This is a genomic window from Aliiroseovarius halocynthiae (assembly GCF_007004645.1).
Classification (GTDB): Bacteria; Pseudomonadota; Alphaproteobacteria; order Rhodobacterales; family Rhodobacteraceae; genus Aliiroseovarius; species Aliiroseovarius halocynthiae.
This window is the reverse complement of the sequence record NZ_ML660019.1, coordinates 946,927-967,728: the sequence shown is the minus strand read 5'-3', so window position 1 is coordinate 967,728 and position 20,802 is coordinate 946,927. Positions and strand designations below refer to the sequence as shown.

The 20,802-nt window shown below is 57.4% G+C and carries 23 protein-coding genes and 2 tRNA genes; 13 read left to right on the top strand and 12 right to left on the bottom strand.

The window, feature by feature from the left end; translation table 11 throughout:
- Positions 1-43 precede the first annotated feature (43 nt).
- From FIL88_RS04865 to FIL88_RS04840, 6 genes are all read left to right on the top strand, one after another.
- Positions 44-799 carry a ceramidase domain-containing protein gene (locus tag FIL88_RS04865; protein WP_142852665.1) on the top strand — a complete coding sequence of 252 codons (756 nt, stop codon included), beginning with the start codon at positions 44-46 and terminating at the stop codon, positions 797-799.
- Positions 800-899: 100 nt separating this feature from the next.
- The gene (gene glpX / locus FIL88_RS04860; RefSeq protein ID WP_142852664.1) at positions 900-1,871 is read left to right on the top strand and encodes a class II fructose-bisphosphatase; all 972 of its coding nucleotides are present in this window, start codon (positions 900-902) and stop codon (positions 1,869-1,871) included.
- Entirely contained in the window at positions 1,868-2,422 is a 555-nt protein-coding gene (locus FIL88_RS04855; RefSeq protein WP_142852663.1) for a cysteine hydrolase family protein, read from the top strand. Before glpX ends, FIL88_RS04855 begins: the two co-directional genes overlap by 4 nt.
- Positions 2,419-4,167, top strand: a complete 1,749-nt coding sequence (recJ, locus tag FIL88_RS04850; RefSeq protein ID WP_142852662.1) for a single-stranded-DNA-specific exonuclease RecJ — start codon at positions 2,419-2,421, stop codon at positions 4,165-4,167. Before FIL88_RS04855 ends, recJ begins: the two co-directional genes overlap by 4 nt.
- A gap of 88 nt (positions 4,168-4,255) precedes the next feature.
- Positions 4,256-4,330, top strand: a tRNA-Glu gene (locus FIL88_RS04845).
- Between the two features lie 157 nt (positions 4,331-4,487).
- Positions 4,488-4,562 (top strand) — tRNA-Glu (locus FIL88_RS04840).
- Positions 4,563-5,047: 485 nt separating this feature from the next.
- Here the strand turns inward: FIL88_RS04840 and FIL88_RS04835 are convergent.
- The 4 genes from FIL88_RS04835 to FIL88_RS04820 form a co-directional block, all read right to left on the bottom strand.
- A complete protein-coding gene (locus tag FIL88_RS04835; RefSeq protein WP_142852661.1) occupies positions 5,048-6,031 on the bottom strand; it encodes a GGDEF domain-containing protein in 984 nt (327 codons plus the stop codon).
- Positions 6,028-6,624 (bottom strand): heme NO-binding domain-containing protein, encoded by a 597-nt coding sequence (locus FIL88_RS04830; RefSeq protein WP_142852660.1) that lies wholly within the window; start codon positions 6,622-6,624, stop codon positions 6,028-6,030. The genes FIL88_RS04835 and FIL88_RS04830 overlap by 4 nt, the downstream gene beginning before the upstream one ends.
- Before the next feature lie 70 nt (positions 6,625-6,694).
- Complete coding sequence (locus FIL88_RS04825; protein WP_142852659.1) at positions 6,695-7,387, bottom strand: HAD family hydrolase; 693 nt, start codon at positions 7,385-7,387, stop codon at positions 6,695-6,697.
- 48 nt (positions 7,388-7,435) lie between these two features.
- A complete protein-coding gene (locus FIL88_RS04820) occupies positions 7,436-7,714 on the bottom strand; it encodes a DUF3572 domain-containing protein (RefSeq protein WP_407642330.1) in 279 nt (92 codons plus the stop codon).
- Between the two features lie 90 nt (positions 7,715-7,804).
- On the opposite strand from FIL88_RS04820, the gene FIL88_RS04815 reads away from it, so the two are divergent.
- Positions 7,805-9,190, top strand: a complete 1,386-nt coding sequence (locus FIL88_RS04815; RefSeq protein ID WP_142852658.1) for a diguanylate cyclase — start codon at positions 7,805-7,807, stop codon at positions 9,188-9,190.
- Positions 9,191-9,209: 19 nt separating this feature from the next.
- Here FIL88_RS04815 and FIL88_RS04810 read toward each other — a convergent pair whose 3' ends face one another.
- The 4 genes from FIL88_RS04810 to FIL88_RS04795 all read right to left on the bottom strand — a co-directional run bounded on the left by FIL88_RS04810 (position 9,210) and on the right by FIL88_RS04795 (position 11,373).
- Positions 9,210-9,725, bottom strand: coding sequence for a periplasmic heavy metal sensor (locus tag FIL88_RS04810; protein ID WP_185960841.1), 516 nt, complete (start codon positions 9,723-9,725; stop codon positions 9,210-9,212).
- A 2-nt stretch (positions 9,726-9,727) separates the two neighbouring features.
- On the bottom strand, positions 9,728-10,132 hold the full coding sequence (locus FIL88_RS04805; protein ID WP_142852656.1) for a dihydroorotate dehydrogenase: 405 nt from the start codon (positions 10,130-10,132) through the stop codon (positions 9,728-9,730).
- Positions 10,119-10,706 (bottom strand): RNA polymerase sigma factor, encoded by a 588-nt coding sequence (locus FIL88_RS04800; protein WP_142852655.1) that lies wholly within the window; start codon positions 10,704-10,706, stop codon positions 10,119-10,121. The genes FIL88_RS04805 and FIL88_RS04800 overlap by 14 nt, the downstream gene beginning before the upstream one ends.
- A 79-nt stretch (positions 10,707-10,785) precedes the next feature.
- Complete coding sequence (locus tag FIL88_RS04795; protein WP_142852654.1) at positions 10,786-11,373, bottom strand: EF-hand domain-containing protein; 588 nt, start codon at positions 11,371-11,373, stop codon at positions 10,786-10,788.
- A gap of 192 nt (positions 11,374-11,565) precedes the next feature.
- On the opposite strand from FIL88_RS04795, the gene FIL88_RS04790 reads away from it, so the two are divergent.
- The gene (locus FIL88_RS04790) at positions 11,566-11,985 is read left to right on the top strand and encodes a DUF983 domain-containing protein (RefSeq protein WP_246066609.1); all 420 of its coding nucleotides are present in this window, start codon (positions 11,566-11,568) and stop codon (positions 11,983-11,985) included.
- A gap of 21 nt (positions 11,986-12,006) precedes the next feature.
- On the top strand, positions 12,007-12,708 hold the full coding sequence (locus tag FIL88_RS04785) for an NUDIX hydrolase (protein ID WP_142852653.1): 702 nt from the start codon (positions 12,007-12,009) through the stop codon (positions 12,706-12,708).
- Between the two features lie 4 nt (positions 12,709-12,712).
- On the opposite strand, the gene FIL88_RS04780 is transcribed toward FIL88_RS04785, so the two are convergent.
- The 4 genes from FIL88_RS04780 to FIL88_RS04765 form a co-directional block, all read right to left on the bottom strand.
- Positions 12,713-13,615, bottom strand: coding sequence for an EamA/RhaT family transporter (locus FIL88_RS04780; protein ID WP_142852652.1), 903 nt, complete (start codon positions 13,613-13,615; stop codon positions 12,713-12,715).
- A gap of 45 nt (positions 13,616-13,660) precedes the next feature.
- Positions 13,661-14,185, bottom strand: a complete 525-nt coding sequence (locus tag FIL88_RS04775) for a lipocalin family protein (RefSeq protein ID WP_185960840.1) — start codon at positions 14,183-14,185, stop codon at positions 13,661-13,663.
- A 64-nt stretch (positions 14,186-14,249) separates the two neighbouring features.
- Positions 14,250-15,308, bottom strand: a complete 1,059-nt coding sequence (locus tag FIL88_RS04770; RefSeq protein ID WP_142852650.1) for an aldo/keto reductase — start codon at positions 15,306-15,308, stop codon at positions 14,250-14,252.
- A gap of 85 nt (positions 15,309-15,393) precedes the next feature.
- Positions 15,394-16,173 (bottom strand): SDR family oxidoreductase, encoded by a 780-nt coding sequence (locus tag FIL88_RS04765; RefSeq protein WP_142852649.1) that lies wholly within the window; start codon positions 16,171-16,173, stop codon positions 15,394-15,396.
- A 105-nt stretch (positions 16,174-16,278) separates the two neighbouring features.
- Between FIL88_RS04765 and FIL88_RS04760 the strand changes: the two genes are divergently transcribed.
- From FIL88_RS04760 to FIL88_RS04745, 4 genes are all read left to right on the top strand, one after another.
- Positions 16,279-17,886, top strand: coding sequence for a peptide chain release factor 3 (locus FIL88_RS04760; protein WP_142852648.1), 1,608 nt, complete (start codon positions 16,279-16,281; stop codon positions 17,884-17,886).
- A gap of 3 nt (positions 17,887-17,889) precedes the next feature.
- Positions 17,890-18,513, top strand: coding sequence for a hypothetical protein (locus FIL88_RS04755; protein ID WP_142852647.1), 624 nt, complete (start codon positions 17,890-17,892; stop codon positions 18,511-18,513).
- 177 nt (positions 18,514-18,690) lie between these two features.
- Complete coding sequence (locus FIL88_RS04750) at positions 18,691-20,106, top strand: DEAD/DEAH box helicase (protein WP_142852646.1); 1,416 nt, start codon at positions 18,691-18,693, stop codon at positions 20,104-20,106.
- Positions 20,107-20,772: a class I SAM-dependent methyltransferase gene (locus FIL88_RS04745; RefSeq protein ID WP_142852645.1), complete on the top strand. Its 666-nt coding sequence runs from the start codon at positions 20,107-20,109 to the stop codon at positions 20,770-20,772.
- Positions 20,773-20,802 lie beyond the last annotated feature (30 nt).

Sequence of the window (20,802 nt, the reverse complement as noted above, 5' to 3'; positions counted from 1 at the left end):
CTTGCAACGAGCCGACAAAGTGCAACCTGAAAGGGAGGCGCTTATGGATTGGTTCACACCGATTGACATCTATTGCGAACGCGTCGGCACAGCTTTCTGGGCCGAGCCGCTGAACGCGATTTCGAATATTTCATTCATTCTGGCGGCGGTCTGGGGCTGGATTGAAGCAAAACGCCGTGACCGGCTGGATCTGATGACCGGCATCCTGATCCTGCTGGCCGCAATGATCGGCGTGGGCAGTTTCCTGTTCCACACTTTAGCAAACGCTTGGGCCGAGCTGGCAGACGTCATCCCAATCTGGACATTCGTCGCCCTGTTCGTGCTGGTCGCATTGCGTCGCATCGCAGGCATCAAACCCGGAGCGCTCGGAATCGGCGTCGCGATTGCCGCCACCTTGATTGCCGTGCTCATAGCCTTCGGAGGCGACGGGGCCGACAATCAATCCGAACACCCCCCCGCCACATCGGACGAGATCGCCACCCCGCTGATTCATGATCATGACCACGGCCACGCTGCCGAAAAAAGCCTTCTGAACGGTTCCGAGCAATATCTGCCTGCGGTGTTGGCGCTTCTGGTATTTACCTTTATGACCCGTCGCAGTGGCCATCAGATCGCGTCTTGGGTCACGGCGGCAACGATCACCTTCATGATATCGCTCACATTCCGCACGCTCGACATGCATATATGCGAAATCTGGCCAACCGGCACCCATTTCATCTGGCATATCCTGAACGGGGTCATGATCGCCTTGCTGTTTCAGGGCCTTATTCGCAGCCCGGATCTGCGACAAACGCCCTGAAACATAGGGCACAGCGCCCTTTCGCCGCGTAATCCGCTTGCCCCTGTCCCTCTCGGCCCTTAAACCGATTCACGAGTAGAGACAGTGAGGATTGCCCCCTATGGCCGATAAAGTCGTTTTCGCCGACCGTTTGCTTTCGCTTGGTCTGGCACGTGTTTCCGAAGCCGCCGCCACGGCCAGCGCCGACCTTGTGGGTCGCGGAGATGAAAAAGCTGCAGACCAAGCTGCCGTTAACGCCATGCGCGACCAGTTGAACCTGCTGGACATTCAAGGCACCGTGGTCATCGGTGAAGGCGAGCGGGACGAAGCCCCAATGCTGTATATCGGCGAAGAGGTCGGCACCGGCGAGGGGCCCGCTGTGGACATCGCACTGGACCCTCTGGAAGGCACCACACTGACCGCCAAAGACATGCCGAACGCGTTGACCGTGATCGCGATGGCACCGCGTGGCACTTTGCTGCATGCGCCTGACGTTTACATGGAAAAGCTGGCCATCGGCCCGGGCTATCCGAAGGACGTGGTATCGCTGGACATGTCGCCGAAAGAACGCGTCGAAGCTCTGGCCAAGGCCAAAGGCTGCGAAACCAAGGACATCACTGTCTGCGTTCTGGAACGTCCGCGCCATGAAGATATGATCGAGGGCATCCGCTCGACCGGAGCCGCCATTCGCCTGATCACCGATGGTGACGTTGCGGGCGTGATCCACTGTGCCGAAGCCGAAATCACCGGCATCGACATGTATATGGGTCGTGGTGGCGCGCCTGAAGGCGTTCTGGCAGCATCCGCGCTGAAATGCATGGGTGGTCAGATGTGGGGGCAACTGACCTTCCGCAATGATGACGAACGTGGCCGTGCGGCCAAAGCCGGCATTACGGATCTGGATCGCATCTATTCGCGCGACGAAATGGTCACCGCTGACGTGATCTTTGCAGCCACCGGCGTCACCGATGGTTCGATCGTGTCCGGCATCAAGCGCGAACCCGGCTGGCTGACCACCGAGACGCTGCTGATGCGCTCGAAAACCGGTTCGGTCCGTCGCATGATTTATCGCAACCCCGTCACCGCTAAATGACGCTGGGCGCCCTGATCCTGATCGATATTCAGGAAGGGTTTGACGACCCGGTTTGGGGTACGCGCAACAATCCAGAAGCCGAGGCAAATGCAGCCCGGCTTCTGTCCCATTGGCGGGCGCAAGACGCGCCCGTCTTTCACATCCAGCACCTGTCGACCACAGCGGGAAGTCCCCTGAACCCGGATGGCGGGCTGATTGCGCTGAAATCCATGGTTGCGCCGCGCGACGGTGAACCCGTTCTAACCAAACATGTAAATTCAGCCTTTATTGGCACCCGTCTCGAGAAACTGTTGCAGAAGCAGGGTGTCGAACAGGTCACAATCTGCGGCCTGACCACCCCCCATTGCGTGTCGACGACCACGCGCATGGCTGCCAATTTGGGCTTCAGCGCCACGCTGGTCCATGACGCCTGCGCCACCTTCGCGGGCAACGCAGACAACAGTTGGCGTACCGGGGCAGCCATGACTGCAGAAGAAATCCATATCTCAGCATTGGACCAGTTGAACGGCGAATTCGCCGCTGTCACCTCGACCGATCAGGTGCTTGCATGAGCGCATTTCTTGGGGTCGAAAGCTCTCTGACCGGGCGGAAATGGATTGGTCCGTCGACCGAAGTCGAACGACAGGCCGAGGCCATTTCTCAGCACACATCCCTGCCCCTGCCGCTGTGTACATTACTGGCCCAACGCGGCATCCCCCCGCATGAAGCCACCGGGTTTCTCGACCCAACCCTGCGCGAGCTCCTTCCTGACCCCCGAAAACTGAAAGACATGGACAAAGCCGCCACACGCATTTTGGCGGGTTTTGATCACAACGAACGCATTGCTGTGTTTGCTGACTATGACGTGGATGGCGCGACATCGGCCACGCTGTTGATCGATTGGTTCCGTCAGATGGGGCGTCAGATTACGCTCTATATTCCGGATCGGATCGACGAAGGTTATGGCCCCAACACACCCGCGATGGAGACGCTTGCCGTTGATCACAGCCTGATCATCTGCGTCGATTGCGGCACGCTTAGCTTTGACCCCATCGCGGCCGCGCGCGCCAAAGGGGCAGATGTGATCGTGCTGGACCATCACCTTGGTGCGGAAACCCTGCCCGACGCGAATGCGGTGGTGAACCCCAACCGTCAGGACGAGGCCGACGCGCCCGGATACCTCTGCGCCGCGGGCGTTGTGTTCCTTGTGCTGGTCGAGATCGGCCGCCTGCTGCGCGAAGGTGGGCGCAAAGGGCCGGACCTGATTTCTATGCTGGATCTTGTCGCACTTGGCACAGTCGCAGATGTTGCGCCCCTGATCCACGCCAACCGCGCTTTTGTCCGCCAAGGCTTGAAGATCATGGCCCGCCGCGCCCGCCCGGGCATGGTCGCACTGGCTGATGTGGCTGGCTTGAACGAAGCACCTCGCGCCTATCACCTTGGCTATCTGATGGGACCGCGCGTGAATGCCGGCGGACGAATTGGAAAGGCGGATCTGGGCACGCGCCTTCTGTCCACTACTGACGCGAACGAAGCCAGCGCGATTGCCGAAAAGCTGAATGAACTCAATAGTGAACGCCGCGAAATCGAAGCACGTGTGCAAGATCTGGCGCTGGAACAGGCTGAAGACCGCGGGCTGACTGCGCCGCTGGTCTGGGCCGCCGGCGATGGCTGGCATCCCGGCGTGGTCGGCATTGTCGCCAGCCGCCTGAAGGAAACAACAAACCGACCTGCAATTGTCATCGGCTTTGACGCCGACGACGGCAAAGGCTCGGGCCGGTCCGTATCGGGTATTGACCTTGGTGCAGCCATCCAGAAGCTCGCGGCGGACGGATTGATCGAAAAGGGCGGAGGGCACAAGATGGCAGCGGGCCTCAGCCTGACCCGCGATCAATTAGCCCCCGCAATGGAGCGCCTGACCGAGTTGCTGGTGAAACAGGGTGCAGACGATCTGGGTGCTGCCGATCTGCGTGTCGACGGTATTCTCATGCCCTCGGCCGCTACGATCGAGCTGATTGAAAGCTTGGAAGAGGCAGGTCCCTTTGGCGCCTCTGCCCCTGCTCCGCGTTTCGTCTTTCCAGATGTGCAGATCATGTTTGCCAAACGCGTCGGGCAAAACCATCTGAAAGTCAGCTTTGGCGATGGGCTGGGCACACGCATTGATGCAATTGCGTTTGGCGCGTTTGATGGCCCATTGGGCCCGATGCTAGAGCAACATAGCGGCGCCAGATTTCATTTGGCTGGGCGACTCGAAGTTAATCAATGGCAGGGACGCCTTAGCCCCCAGCTTCGCCTGGAAGACGCCGCAAAGGCCTGAAATTCATCGACTTTCTGAAGGTGTAAAAAAGTGAAAATGCCCCTTGCGCGACACAGGGCTTTGACATAAAAACCCCTCACCACAGCGTGGCCCGTTCGTCTATCGGTTAGGACGCCAGGTTTTCAACCTGGAAAGACGAGTTCGATTCTCGTACGGGCTGCCATTTATTCCCCTACAGCAAAGACACCTTTCCATCAGATTGCGCTTCTATTGCGCGACTTCAATTGGTTCCTGTCTTTGTAAAACTTTTTTGCACTTCGCGCATTTCAGCTCTTGCGCTTGCAAATTGGCTCGCCTAATAACCCGCCTACCAACAGAGTGGCCCGTTCGTCTATCGGTTAGGACGCCAGGTTTTCAACCTGGAAAGAGGGGTTCGATTCCCCTACGGGCTGCCAGTTGGAATTCCCTTCGAGACTTGCGATATGCAGCTTGTGTCGCTCATGCGGAATAGCAGACTGAAACTAGAAACTATTCCCAAATTAACCGCATTTCTGCATCTATCTTTAGTTCGATCAGCAGCCTTTTCGAAGGCAACACACCCGATCCGCTCATCCGCTGTGCAACGCGCCCTATCAGCCAATCAGATCGCAGGTCTTTTCTGTCCCCGCGCGTTCTGACGCCAGATACCCTAAGCAATTTCTCCGAACAGGTATGGGCCTAAGACATCCGCGAACCGTTCAGATTTCATCTCAAGATGGCCCGAGTAATCTCATCGGCGTCCACCAAACAGTTGTATAGATAAATGATGCGCAAGTCGGCATCGTCGCGACGAATTGGCCTACGCGCAATAGTCACGACACTGCAACTCCGACTGTATGGGAGCTAGATGGGGCGAGGCTATGTCCAATACCCAACCTAACGAGCATAGTCATACGCGCACTCAAGACCCGGCAATCGTGTAGGCCGCGCGTCCGGCGTGTTTTGATGCGTAGAGCGCTTTGTCTGCATCGTCAGCCATCAAAGCCGGATCAGGAGAGGTATAGCTTGTTGAGGACACCACACCAATACTTGCGGAAACTTTACATTCCCGCCCTTGGAAAACAATTGGTGCTTCAATACACTTGATCAATCTAGCTGCGATCTGTTCTAAAACCGTGGGATCCACTTGATCATCCAAGACGATCACGAACTCATCACCACCAACGCGCGCAACCAGATCGTCTCTACGCGTTTCATCACATAAGATCTGCGCCACGGCTTCCAGCACTGCATCTCCTGCGGCGTGGCCGTAAGTGTCATTCACAGATTTGAAAAAATCCAAATCCAGATGCATAAGTGAGAACGGCATTTTTCGCAACAACTGCCGATCCAGCCGAACGTCAAGGGCCCGACGGTTAGCCAAGCCGGTTAATCCGTCGGTCAACGCTTGGGACTGTGCCATTTCCTTTTCGTCCTGCAGCCGATGGGCCAGCTGGCTGGCGATATCCATCGCGGCAGACTTCGCCTCAACCAGATAGAGCATCTCGACAGCCAAGTCTGTCGGTGCAAAATCCGACCCCGCCAACTCATATCGCACGACTGCTTCAGCGATTGAATACCCAAATGAAAGGTTCAGCAGCACATAGTCAAGACCCGGCATCAACGCCACCGCCCCGGTTAACGGGGTATGAAATGAATCGCGGGTGCGCAGCTGCACACGTTTAGCATCGATCTTCGCCACGTCCTCGATCCGAGTGATGTTCCGAGGACGCCTCAGCTCAAGCAGCCCGAAAACATTACGGCCCACAATTTTACGGTTCGAGAACACCTTCTGAATCGTAGGCCCGGCGTGCTGCACAATACCATTGCTGTCGATCATCATATGCATTGGCAGCACATGGTCCAAAGCGCCATAAGTCAGCGAAATGGGGCGTTCGATATTCATGGTGCACCTTCCGTCGCCCAAAGGAACTCACGACCCTCGGCGTGCTGGCTTTCCAGCAGGCTCGCTAATATCACAACGCCACTACTTTTTTCCTCGCTGACCTCGAGAAACACCAGCGAGCCATAATCATCCGCCAATGCGCGCAGCGCGCCCAAAAGAACGTACGGAGCGCCTACCGGAATGTTTTCACAGGTAATCTCAAAACGATGGGGATGAGTTTCATCCACCTGCATCTCAGGCAAAATCAGATCGGGAACAGCTAGCCGTGCGCGCCCCTTGAGATCCTCGAGCGAGTGTAGAAATTCGGTAAAGTCGACCCCGCCAAACCGCAGTAGGCGACGCACGCGTTCGACGCGCGCGTCCGTGACAAGGAACGTGCCGAAATCCTCGAGCAAAGAATGCCTGTCGCGTTTCTGTTCAATCGACAACTGTCGCAGAATGGACAAGCCAATCTGGTCATCATAGTGAAACATCGGCTCAACCGAGTGAAGATGGAGATCAAGATCAGAAAGCACTTTTTCCCAGACCTGATCCCCATAGGTCAGGCGCACAAAGGATTCGAATATCCAAAGAATCAAGCCATGCATCATCATCACACGCGTCAGTTCACATAGATATTGCTATGCAAGATATCTTAACAATTCGGAAATCTGCGCACATCGATTATGCTTGTTGATCAAGCCACGCTGGAATTTCTCCGATGTCGCGGAGAACCACGTCGGCGAAGGGGGATAGCTCGTCCTGCGTGGCCAAACCGGTCAAAACACCAATTGTTCGCATACCGGCCGCGCGACCCGCCTTTAAATCATGTAGACTGTCCCCGACCATAGCGACCTGCCCTGCTGGCACGTCAATTTCGCGCGCGAAAGCAAGACAGGGGGCCGCATCAGGCTTGACACCATTGCCGCTGTCATAGCCCGAGATGAAGTCGAGCAGGTCCGACACGCCCGCTCCGGTCAGATGTTGGCGCGCCGGACGTTCGGCATCGTTGGTTGCCACACCAAGGGCCAAACCTCTAGCACGCAAGCTTTCCATGTAGGGAACGAGGGGTACGGCCTCGACCTGAGGCGCAGTCGCGGCTTCGTCGTTAAGGATAGTTTCCAGTGCGATAGTTGTAATATCAAAATGTTTTTTCAACGCCTCGACGATCTCGGCTGGCGTACCTGCAATCACGACGCTATCGCGGGCAAAAGAGCAAGACTCCATATCAAACCCGACATCCCGCCCAACCTCGGACGCACGCGCATGATCACCATCTGTCAAGCGCAGGAGAACCGCGTGAGCCCATGCCTCCCATGTTGCTTTAAAATGGAACAGCGTACCGTCCTTGTCGAAGAGAAGGGCTTTGATGGTCATGAGGGTTCCTACCTTTGTTTTCAAAGGCACCCTGCCGCTAACGGATGCTCAGGTCCAGTGCATTTCCGCCCCTCCGGGCATAGCTTTGCGAATCCGCAAAATTTGATCATAGGCCAATCCCTGCGCATCGCAGGCTTGAATGATCCATCGATCATCCATCATTAAGAAATCCAACATTGCGGCCAAAAACTCGGGATCGCCCGCTCGTTCTCGGAGGTCATCCTGCCCTGCTCCGGTCGCTCCCATGAACACTGGCAGCAGTTCGTCATTCGAGACCAGCCAGACCAGCATATTCAGCGCAATCCGCTCCGCTTGATCAGATGTCACATTAACACTCCTTTTCATTTGGAAAGGATTTCTTAACCAATAGCGCGCAATATCCACACCACTTAGTTCAACTTTTAACAGACAGGTCATATGAGCGGAAGGATCCTTATAGCTGACGACCTTGCGACCAATCGCATTGTCCTGAAAGTTAAGCTGACGGTTTCAGGCTATGATGTCATTCAGGTCGAACAGGTTGATGACGTGCTGGATACAGCACGGCGGGCGCAGCCCGACCTGATCATTTTGGGTCGCGGTCAGGCTGTTCAAAACCTGTCAGTCTGCACGTCTCTTAAGAGCGACCCAATCCTGCGCTCAATCCCCGTAATCCTCTTTGCCGAGAAAGACGGCCCAGCTGCCCGCAACGCAGCCCTACAGGCTGGAGCGGATGATGTTTATTCGCGCGGCGTCAAGGAAAGCACGCTATCGGCTATGGTACGAAACCTTATCCGCGCCCGCGCCACCTGCGAGGAAGTCACCCGCCATCGCGATACTTCGGCAAAATTCGGCTGCGCAGAAAGTGCGGCAAGCTTTGTACCTGCGGCGCATATCGCCCTAGTTGCACCTGACCCGGAAACGGGTCTTCTTTGGCGGCGCACCTTGGGAACTGAACTTCCACACCGATTAAATGTCATGACCAAAGTGCAAGCACTTGGCGACATGAATGCCGTTAACACTGTGCCAGACGCTTTCATCATCAGCGCATCCTTAGACGAAGATTCCGATGGGCTTCGTCTTGTCAGTGAACTCCGTGCGCGTGTGCGTACCCGTCATGCTATCATCATCGTTGTGCCGGATGAGGAGCGGCCAAGCGATGGTGCCATGGCATTGGATCTTGGTGCCGACGCCATTTTGCATGTGGGGTTTCAAGCTGCTGAACTTGCGTTACGCCTGAAGGCCCTTCTGGCTCGCAAGCGAGAGCTGGACACGCTACGCAAACGCTTTGACCAAGATTTGTCACTGGCCGTGCAGGATCCTCTGACGGGGCTTCACAACCGGCGCTATGCGCAAAGCTATTTGAACCGGCTAGAGCAAGAGGCCCTGACCAACGGGCAACCCTATGCAATCCTCGTATTGGATCTGGATCACTTCAAATCCATCAATGACAGGTTCGGGCATGGTGTCGGTGACCAGGTGCTGGTCGAGGTGGCGAACCGCCTGCGCAACAACCTGCGCGAGTTTGATCTGCTGGCGCGCTTTGGCGGGGAAGAGTTCATGGTCGCCCTACCCGATGTCAGCAGCCAAGACGTGGCCACCATGGCAGAGCGCTTGCGGCGTGCCATTGGAGATCACCCGATTGATGTCGCCGACGCGACGTTCCCAATCCGTGTCACAGTCTCGGTTGGTGTCGCCGTATGGGGCGACATGAAAAATGATGCTCGCAGTGCGCATGAATTGACGCAAGCAGCCGATCAGGCGCTCTATGCCTCGAAATCCGATGGCCGGAATGTTGTGACCTTTGGTCGTTCCGCCGCCTGATCTGGCGGCAGCATCGCCATCAATGGGATTTGCGACTGGATTTACGATCCACTGCATCTTCCAGTCGATCTGCAAACGCATTTCGCTCATCAACGGACATGGCCGCAACCTTTTCCGCCACCAATTTGCGCAATGTTTCACCACGGGCGCGCAACCGGTCGGCTTGTGCGGATAGAGCCGTTTCAAAGCGTACCGGATCAAAACGGTCGCTGCGCAGAACCTGCAAAAGCGTGTTGAAATCCTGCTCGAGTGCGGCGCGGTTTTCCTTGAACGATCCGCTTTCGCGACGGAACGCGCGGCCAATCTCGCGACGGTCCTTGTCGTCCAGCGCTTTGGCAATTGGACCAAAACCCAGATCCCGAATGGCCCCTCGTTCTGGGCCCCGGTGATCAAAGTCATGCCCGCGATGGCCCGAGAAATTCGCCCCGACCACAAGCCCAAGAACAAGCAAATTTACCGTCAATGACGCAACCAAGACCCACCGTGACCAGCGGCGGCGGGGGCGGGTTTCAGATTGTGGGGTCTGATCAGACATGTTCATCCCTCATCTTCTGCAAAAATACTGGTGCCAAGATAGCCCGGTGTAAGGTCTTCCAGCACATATGACGCGTCGCTGATGACATAGTCGCCGGCTAGGACCAAGCCACCAGACAGAGTTTCCAACTGCACGGGCTGCGTAAAGCCGATCCACACGCCAGCAACTGTAGCGGTTGCAAGCCCAGCCGCGGCAGGCCAGCCACCAATCGCGGACAGGATGGACCCTAGCCAGCCCTGTTTTTGCAGTGTGGCAGGCTTGGTTTGCACGTTTGGCAATTGGGTCTGAGCATCCGCCATGATGGCCGAAAGAAACGCCTCGGATGGCTTTGGCGCATCACGGCGCGCTGCCTCAAAGAACAGCTCCAGGTCATCGTCGTCCAGCTGTGTCTTATCAGGTTTCGTCATATCCCAATTCCTTGCGTCGGCCAGCCAAATCCTTGGCCAAAGCCCGTTTACCCCGGGCGGTAAGACTTTCCACCGCCTCGACGCTGATGTCCATGATCTTGGCGATCTCTGGGTTGGTTGCCCCTTCAATATGCCGCAGTGTCACCGCAACCCGTTGCCGGTCCGGCAGGCGATTTAATGCATCCTGCAATGCGCTTGCCCGATCCACATCCATCATGCTGTCCACAGCAGATGGCCGATCATCTTCGGGGTCACCCGCCACGTCCAGCCCGACCGTGCGGCGCTTGCGCAGCCGATCAGTACACAGATTTGAGACCACGCGATACAACCAGGTCGAGACCTGCGCCTCTCCGCTGCGCCAGCTTTCGGCCTGTTTCCACAACCGCAGCATCGCTTCCTGAACCACGTCTTCGGCCTCGGCCCGGTCCCCCCCCAATAGACGCGTGGCAAAGCCCAACTCCCGCGGCGCAAGCCGGTGGGTCAGAAGCTGTGCAGCCACCGGATCTCCATTGCCGTAAAGCACCAGCAATGCCTCGTCCGATGCCCCTTCATACGCGTCCAAGGCCATACTCATACGTCCTGCCTAGACCGATCTCGGCCTGGTGACAATCTGCAGATGCCCCGCCATTGATAGCGGGGCATCCCAGTTAAGGTCAGCCCTTACGGTCACAATCTTTGCCGCCATGTCCACCCCGTTTGCCGTGGCGCTGCGACATCTCTTGCTTGGCCGCGTCAAACTCGGCCTGCGACACGGCATTGTCATCATCCGTGTCGAACCGGTCGATCATGCGCTCGAACTTGGCCTGTTCAGGCAGTGTTTCCTCAAGGCTCAGACTGCCGTTCCCATCTGCGTCTTTCTTGGCCAGCATTCTTTCCAGCATACTGGTCATGCGCTTCTCGGCGCGGTCGCCTTTGCCCTTGCCTTTCATGGCCAGCCGCTCGGCCATACGCTTTTCGGCCTGTGCTTTCATTTCATCCAACGACAGGGCACCGTCGCCATCTGTATCGGCAGCCACAAAGCGGGCTTCGGCCGCCGCTTGAAGATCTTCCGCAGTGATCTGACCATTCTTGTCCAGATCAACATCAGCAAACTCCAACTGCATGAAGCCGCCTTTGCGTCCCATCATGCCGCGATCGCCGTCTTTTCCGCCGAATGCCATTGCCGCAGTTGATCCCAGTGTCAACGCAGCCCCGAGGCCCAATGCAATCGCAGTAGCAGCAGTTTTCTTCGTCAGTTTCATCGTACTCTCCTAAGGTTACTTGCCTGTCGCAGCACCTTGTTTTCGGTGTCGCTATGTATCTTCAACGCACGGCCCCGCGCTTTCCGTCGCAGTTTTTTGATTTTCCGCGACATCCCGCCGCAAGCACATTTCTGGGCATGATTTACATGTGAATTTCTGTATGATGTTCTGATGCGCGAAAGAGGAAACCCAATGACCGAGAACGCACAGATGACTGCAAATGATGCACTGCCAGCCGGCGCCGAGGAAGAGCGCGAGCTGAAACCTTCCCTGCGCAAAGGCTGGGCCAAGCGGTGCCCGAACTGCGGTACAGGAAAGCTGTTTCAAGGCTATCTTAAGGTGCATCATGACTGCACCGTCTGCGGGGAAGAGCTTCACCACCAACGCGCAGATGATGGCCCCGCCTACCTGACGATCATTGTCGTTGGGCACGTGATGGCCCCTCTGTTGCACATCTTTTACGTCCATGTCGTTCAGGACCCGCTGATGTTGGCCAGCATTTTTACGGTCGGAACTGTCGCTGCGTCACTTTACCTTCTGCCCCGCTTTAAGGGCTTTATGATTGCCTTTCAGTGGGCGAAGCGTATGCACGGGTTTGCAGGGAAGAAATAATTCCAGCCGAAAGGGACCGACATGGACAAATCCAAGATCATTCGAGACGCAGCAACCGTCATTCTGATCCGCGACAAGTCCACACGGCCACAGGTTCTTATGGGCCAACGCGGCGCAAACGCGGCCTTCATGCCCAACAAGTTCGTCTTTCCTGGCGGGGCGCTGGACGCAACCGACATGGACGTCCCCTTAGCAGATGCCGGCTCCGAACCCTGCTTGACCCGACTGGCACAGCAGGCCGATGCATCAAAAGCACAGGCACTTTTGGTCGCAGCCATTCGCGAATTATGGGAAGAAACCGGGCAGATCCTTGGCCAGACCGGCCCGTGGCCCGGCGACATTCCTGACGATTGGAAAAGCTTTGCAGATGCAGGCTTTATCCCTTCGGCGAAAGGCATGGCCTTTGTGTTTCGCGCTATCACCCCCAAAGGTCGCACGCGTCGTTTTGATGCGCGGTTCTTTGCGGTCGACGCCGACGAGTTGCAAACGGATATCGACGATTTCTCGCGCGCATCGGACGAGCTTAGCCACCTTCAATGGATCCCATTGGATGATGTACGCCGTTTTGATCTGCCCTTCATCACCGAAGTTGTTTTGGCCGAGATCGTGGGCAACCTGCCTGATCTGGGCGCACCTCAGCAGGTGCCGTTCTTCAACAACTCGGACGAAGAAAGCTTGTTTGTGCGACTGGGCGGCGTTGGTCCCCTGTCGGCGGCAACCTAAAACTTCACTTTAGAAACAGCACCAAGACCAGAACGGACGCCAAAATTAGCGCCGTGCCTGCATATTCGCGCTTGCTGACGCTCTCGCGGAATACAAACAACGTCGCGGCATAGGAAAACAGCAGCTCGACCTGCCCTAACGCCTTCACAAGGGCTGCGTTTTGCAGTGTGAATGCGGTGAACCAGCAAAAACTGCCGACCATCGAACTGAGCCCAACCAACACGCCAACGCGCCAAGCGGCGAAAACCCGCGTGACCTCGCCTTTTTCGCGCAGAACCATCCAGGTCGCCATGACCAGCGATTGAAATGCTGTGACCACGGCCAAGGTAAAGCCCGCGCGCGCAATGACACCTTCTGCGTCCAAAGACAGCGACGCCCCACGATAACCGATGGCCGAGAAGGAAAAAAGCAGCCCAGCACCCAGACCAAGTGCCGCTGCCCGGTTGAAAAAGCGCCGCCAGCCCCGCCCGCCTTCTGGCGGATCTGACAGCAAAAGCAGCCCGGAGAACCCAACAAAGATCGCGAACACTCCGGCCGTTCCAATCCCTTCGCCCAGCACCAAAAGCCCGGTCAAAGCCGTCAAGACGACCTCGGTTTTCTTGAAGGTGATCCCGACAGCAAAATTGCGTTCGGCAAACAGGGCCACAACGCAAATGGTAGCTAGGATCTGAGCTATACCGCCCGAAAAGGCGAAGGCAAAGAAGCGGGCATTGGGGGTCGGCACCTCCACCCCCGTCACCATGAAATAAGCCGTCATCAACACCGCCACCAAGGGTGCGGAATAGACGAAACGGGCAAAGGTCGCCCCGGTCGAACTTAGCTGCGTGTCTTTCAACCGCTTTTGCAGCATGAACCGCAAGTTTTGCGAAAAGGCGGCCAGAATTGTTATGGGGATCCAAGCTTGCATAGTCGCGATCTCGCACGTAGCGCGGTCCGCTGCAAGTCCAGATTCTTACCTAAGTTTTAGCCGGCTCTTGGCATAGCCGTTGAAGATCATCACGTCAGCGGCGGCTTTGATCCGATCATCACCGCCCTTGCGGTTGCGATCGATGATCCAGCCAAAGCTTCCAGACGGCGTGCCGATCGCCGCAGTACGGTAATCTGCATCCACCCAAAGCACCCAATATTGGGTCGCAAAGGGCTGCTTCCCAACAGTAATTCGCCCTGCCCGATCCATCCGCGCATCATAGCGCTCACGTCCGCTTGCACCGCTACTGATGCTGATTCCGGTGATGCCTTTGGCGCCGTGCTCAATCGCCACCGTGCCATAAAGCGGCGGTTGTCCAGGGTGAACGAACTCGCCCCGGATCACCCACTGCCCCGCAAAGCGCGCCGCATCAAACCGGGTCGTCGAGCTTAGTCGACGCGAAGTGTCGCGATGAAACTCGAAACCATCATTGTTGCTCACGCAGGCGGGCAGGGCCGAGCCGACAAGCGCGCTGCCGCCAATGGTCAGCAATTTGCGTCGATCAATCATCTGGCACCTCATTCATTCACCCGGGCGTATCTGCCGCACGCCCGGGAAATCCTCAAGCCCTGTCTTAGAAGGGCATCGGATGCGCCCGGTGCGCTGCGTCGATATCGGCCAGCACCTCGTCCGACAGGACCAGATCCTTACCGTCCAAGATACGCGCCAACTGCTGAATCGAGGACGCACCAAAGATCGTGGATCCCATGAAAGGACGCGACACGACAAAGGCCAGCGACATCTGAACAAGGTCAAGACCGTGCTTGTCAGCGACCGCTTGATAGGCGCCCACCGCCGGGAAAGCTTGGTCTGTAATACGCCCGCCTAAATCCGGATAGCCGTTCTTCGCCGCAATCTCGAGCCGCGAGCCCGCAGGGACTGCTCCGTTTTGATACTTGCCTGTCAAAAGCCCTGTTGCCAGCGGCGAATAAGACAAGATACGGACGCCTTCGTTCATGCACAGCTCTGCCAGATCGGTATCTGCCAAGCGATGCATCAGGCTGTATTCGTTCTGGACCGAGACCACCTCGGGCGCCCCCATCTCACGGGCGATCCGCAGCCACTGCGCCGTGCCCCAAGCGCTTTCGTTGGACAGGGCAAAGTGACGGACCTTGCCCCCTTTTACCAGGTCAGCCATCGCTTCCAGAACATCGCGCATATGGGCCTCTACCTCATCGCGGTTCTGCCCGGACGGATCAAAGGTCCAGTTCTGGCGGAACGCATAGCTTCCACGCAGGGGCCAGTGGGTCTGATAGACGTCGATATAATCGGTGTTCAGCTTGGCTAAGGACTCCTCCACAGCCTGAAAGAGGTTCGTCCCGTCATAGCCCTTTCCGTTGCGCTTCCAGCCGGGATTATCGCCCGACACTTTGGTCGCGATCACCACGTCATCACGCCGCCCGGTTTTGGCCAACCAACCGCCGATTGTGGCCTCGGACGCACCACAACGCTCGGCCAAGATCGGGTTCACTGGGTACATTTCGGCCGTATCAATGAAGTTCCCGCCATGATCCAGAAACATGTCGATCTGGTCATGCCCCTCCTCTGGCGTGTTCGTCGATCCCCAAGTCATCGACCCAAGGCACAGCGCGCTAACCTCAAGCGCGCCATTGGCAAGTGTGTTCATCCGCATGCGGGTTCTCCGTGGAAACGCTTCGTGTTGGGATTAAGTAAGGGCGCCAAGGCATTGCACAAGCCCCGGCCACCCATATGCGCGATCAGATGGTCGCGTTCACGCCGCCGCCATCCAAAAGGACGTTCTGGCCAACCATAAAACCCGCGTGCTGCGAACACAGGAAGGCGCAGGTCGCGCCGAATTCTTCGCGCGTCCCATAGCGCCCAGCAGGGATGGCCGCCGATCGCTGCGCGCGTGCTTCGTCCATCGTGATGCCTTGCGCCTGCGTCACGCCGGTGTCCAACGCGATAGCACGGTCTGTGTCGTGGATGCCGGGCAGAAGGTTGTTGATGATCACACCCTGTGCGGCCACCTGACGCGCGGTGCCAGCCACAAAGCCTGTCAACCCCGTGCGCGCGGTATTGGACAAGCCAAGAACCGGAATAGGAGCCTTCACGGATTGGCTGGTAATATTCACCACGCGGCCCCAACCGCGTTCGGCCATGCCGGGCATCAAAGCCTGCATCAACGCAATCGGCGTCAGCATATTGGCGTCAAACGCGGCAATGAAATCTTCGCGGCTCCAATCCGACCACATGCCGGGGGGCGGCCCGCCCGCATTGGTGACCAGAATGTCCGCCTGCCCTGCTGCGGCCAGCAGCTTCGCACGCCCTTGTTCAGTTGTCACATCCGTGGCGACGGTCACCACGTCGACTCCGGTCTCTGTGCGGATTTTCTCGGCAGCCTCTAACAACGGCCCTTCCGTCCGCGCGTTCATCACCAGATCCACGCCTTCACGCGCCAATGCCTGAGCACAGCCAAAGCCAAGCCCCTTTGACGACGCACATACGAGCGCCTTCTTGCCTTTAATTCCCATATCCATGACGGCCTCCACGCTAAATTCCCTTGGGCGACACCTTGCGGGCAGACACACCAAGACGCAACCTGCATATTGCGCGCCCCTGCCCCCGCCGCTATACGCGAAACCATGTTGGATACGAACACAAACCGCCCCGAATTGCCGCCCGAGATTGCGCGTCGTCGCACCTTTGCGATCATCAGCCACCCGGATGCTGGCAAGACGACCCTGACCGAGAAATTCCTTCTGTATGGTGGTGCCATTCAGATGGCGGGTCAGGTGCGCGCAAAGGGCGAAGCGCGGCGCACGCGCTCGGACTTTATGAAGATGGAACAGGACCGGGGGATCTCGGTCTCGGCATCTGCCATGTCGTTTGATTTCGGCAAGTACCGCTTCAATCTGGTGGACACGCCCGGCCACTCGGATTTCTCGGAAGACACCTATCGCACGCTGACCGCCGTAGACGCGGCCGTGATGGTGATCGACGGGGCGAAAGGCGTGGAAAGCCAGACGCAAAAACTGTTCGAGGTCTGCCGCCTGCGCGACCTGCCGATCCTGACTTTCTGTAACAAAATGGACCGCGAAAGCCGGGACACTTTTGATATCATTGATGAAATTCAAGAAAACCTGGCCATTGATGTGTCGCCTGCAAGTTGGCCCATCGGCATGGGCCGCGACTTTATGGGCACCTATGACCTACTGAATGACCGTTTGGAGCTGATGGACCGCGCCGACCGAAACGTCGTCGCCGAAACGATCGAGATCAACGGTCTAGACGATCCGAAATTGGCCGAACATGTGCCTGAGCATCTGCTTGAGAAGTTTCTGGAAGAGGTCGAGATGGCGAAGGAGCTTCTGCCCACGCTCGACCCGCAATCGGTACTGGAAGGCCACATGACGCCGATCTGGTTCGGCTCGGCGATCAACTCGTTTGGTGTGCAGGAACTGATGCAAGGCATCGCGAATTATGGCCCCGAACCGCAGCCACAGCAAGCTGATCCTCGCGCGATTGCGCCAGAGGAAAAGAAGGTCGCCGGCTTCGTCTTCAAGGTTCAGGCCAATATGGACCCGAAGCACCGCGACCGCGTGGCGTTCATGCGTTTGGCCTCGGGCCACTTCAAACGTGGGATGAAGCTGACCCATGTGCGCTCGAAAAAACCGATGGCCGTGTCCAATCCAGTGCTGTTCCTCGCATCCGACCGCGAACTGGCGGAAGAGGCATGGGCAGGCGACATCATCGGCATCCCGAACCACGGACAGCTGCGTATCGGCGATACGCTGACCGAGGGCGAGATGATCCGCGCCACCGGCATTCCCTCCTTCGCACCCGAACTTCTGCAGACCGTCCGCGCAGGCGACCCGATGAAGGCCAAACACCTTGAAAAGGCGCTGATGCAGTTTGCCGAAGAAGGGGCTGCCAAGGTCTTCAAACCGAACATCGGATCGGGCTTCATTGTTGGAGTTGTCGGCGCGCTTCAGTTCGAAGTGCTCGCCAGCCGGATCGAGCTGGAATACGGCCTGCCGGTTCGTTTCGAGCAATCACAGTTCACATCCGCTCGTTGGATTATCGGCGACAAGGACGAAGTCGAGAAGCTGGTAAATGCCAACAAACAGCACATCGCCCATGACAATGACGGTGACCCGGTGTTTTTGACGCGCCTGCAATGGGATATCGACCGTGTTGAACGTGACTATCCGGATCTGAAACTGTCGGCCACCAAGGAAATGATGGTCTAATCCATGTGCCCGCCGCGCCCCTCGCCCCTGCAAAACCGTGTTTTGCCAACGGGCGAGATCGTGGCGGATCCCGCACGCGGGATGTTTACCGGCAACCGGGGCAATCTGACTTTCACGGATGGCAAGCTGGGTGTATCACGCTGGAAGCACCAGCACTGGATCATCTGTGATCTGAAACATCCCAAAGGGCGCTATCACGGGCCAATGCCTGCGCGGGCGTGGACACCTTTGTTCTTTCTTGATGAGGCCGTCGGGCTGGCCGCAGGTCATCGTCCCTGCGCCTATTGTCGCCCGAAATCTTATCAGACGTTCAAAGCGGCTTGGGCCACAGCGCACGGCGCAATGGGGCATCTGGCCATGGACCGAATGCTGCACCAAGCGCGTGTGACGCGTAGGCGTCATCAAATTCGACATCAGGCAGACTGCACCACCCTGCCCGACGGCGTGTTGGTCTTGATTGCTGGCCAGCCCTATGTACTGATCGGGGATATGGCACACCCGTATCGACCCGATGGGTATGGCGCGGCAGTACCCCGCCCGACACGTTTGACCGACGTCCTGACCCCTGCCCCAACTGTCGCCGCCCTGCGCGCGGGCTTTCGCCCCAAACTGCATCACACCGCGTGATCCGTGCAACAGTGGCACGTTTTCAGCCACAAATTGCGCAATCTGACCCATGTCATTGACCACAGCGCCTTTTTTCTTTAGGCACAACCTCATCAGAGAGGGACGCGAAAGCGCACGCCACACGGGCCTCCCTCGTTAAGCCGCACGGGCGCAGGATGTCCGTGAAACAGGACATACATGACCAAATTTTCTGACTTGAAACTCAGCCCCAAGGTGCTGAAAGCTATTGACGAAGCGGGCTATGAAAGCCCCACCCCCATTCAGGCAGGTGCGATCCCTCCGGCCCTTGAAGGCCGCGACGTGCTGGGCATTGCCCAGACCGGTACAGGTAAAACAGCCTCGTTCACGCTGCCCATGATTTCCGCCCTTGCGCGCGGGCGCGCACGTGCGCGTATGCCACGGTCGCTGGTGCTGTGCCCAACGCGCGAGCTGGCTGCCCAGGTGGCAGAAAACTTTGACGTTTACGCCAAGCATGTAAAATTGACCAAAGCCCTTCTGATCGGTGGTGTCAGCTTCAAAGAACAGGATCAGTTGATCGACCGCGGGGTCGACGTTTTGATCGCCACGCCGGGCCGTCTTTTGGACCATTTCGAACGCGGCAAGCTGTTGTTGACCGGTGTTCAGATCATGGTGGTGGATGAAGCCGACCGGATGCTCGACATGGGGTTCATCCCCGACATTGAACGCATCTTCGGCTTAACACCCTTCACCCGCCAGACCCTGTTCTTCTCGGCTACAATGGCGCCCGAGATCGAACGGATCACCAACACGTTCCTGTCGAACCCCGAGCGGATCGAGGTTGCTCGTCAGGCGACGACATCCGAGACGATCACGCAGGAATTGTGCATGTTCAAAGCCTCGCGGCGTGATCGTGCGGCTTCTGAGAAACGCAAACTTTTGCGCGCATTGATCGACCGTGAGGGCGACAAATGCACCAACGCGATCATCTTCTGCAATCGGAAGACAGACGTGGATATCTGCGCGAAATCTTTAAGCAAGTATGGCTATGACGCCGCCCCGATCCACGGGGATCTGGAACAATCCAAACGCATGGAAGTTCTGGATGGGTTCCGTGCTGGCACGCTTCGGTTCTTATGTGCATCAGATGTGGCCGCACGCGGGCTTGATGTTCCGAATGTCAGCCACGTGTTTAACTATGATGTGCCGGGGCACGCCGAAGATTATGTCCATCGCATTGGCCGTACTGGTCGGGCTGGGCGTGAAGGCAAAGCCATCATGATCTGCGAACCGCGCGACGAAAAGAATATGGATGCTGTCGAGCGCCTGATCGAGAAAGAGATCCCGCGTATCGAAAGCCCCCTGAAAGACGAAAAGCCCAAGCGCAGCCGCGCAAAATCGGACGAGGGAAAAACTGAGAAGCCCGCCCGTAAGCGCAGAAGCGATAAGCCCAAAGACGACGTGGTTGAAGCCGCGCCTGCAGAGCAGCCGCAGCCCGCAGCCAAGCCAGAGCGCAACGATCGCAACAAACCACGTAGCCGTAATCAGCGTGGCAGTGGTAATAAGGTTGTCGGTATGGGCGATCACCTGCCTGAGTTCATCGCCAAAAGCTTTGAAGAGCGTCGCGCGGGCTAAATGGCGCAAAGGATTGCGATCCCAGCGGGGCTTCTTCCAGATGACTGCGAAGCCTCGCTTGCACTGACAAACGCAGCTCTGCCCTTTCCACAATCCGAGGTCAACCGCCTGAGCAGGCGGCGCTATATCCTTGATCAGCTACCGAAAAACTCGGTCGGCGCCGAAATCGGTGTCTTCCGTGGGCATTTTGCCGAGCTCATCTGCAAGCATGTCCAACCAAGGACGCTTTATTTGATCGATCCTTGGACCCTGCTGGGCGAGACTTTCGGTTGGGGAAAAGGTGTCTACCTAAATGGTGGTGAACTGACCACTGAACTTGCGCGGCAGGAAACGACCTTACGGTGCGCGCGACATCCCAGCACAGAGTGTTGCATTATCGAGGGCTTCTACCCCGATTGCGCCGACATGATCGATGAACCACTGGATTGGGCCTATCTGGACGCAAGCCACGCGTTCGAGGACACATATCGCGAAGTGCGGGCACTTGCGACACAGGTTAAGCCCGGCGGGCTTATCCTTGGCGATGATTGGCGCCCCGACCCGACCAGCTTTCAACACGGCGTCTATCGCGCCGTGCAGAAATTCACATCTGAAAGCGACTGGGAAATTATGATCTGTGGGCCCGCCGGTCAGTGGATGATCCGGCGCAAACCCAGTTACGAATAGAGTCGCAACGCCGCTGAAACGCGGAGCCCA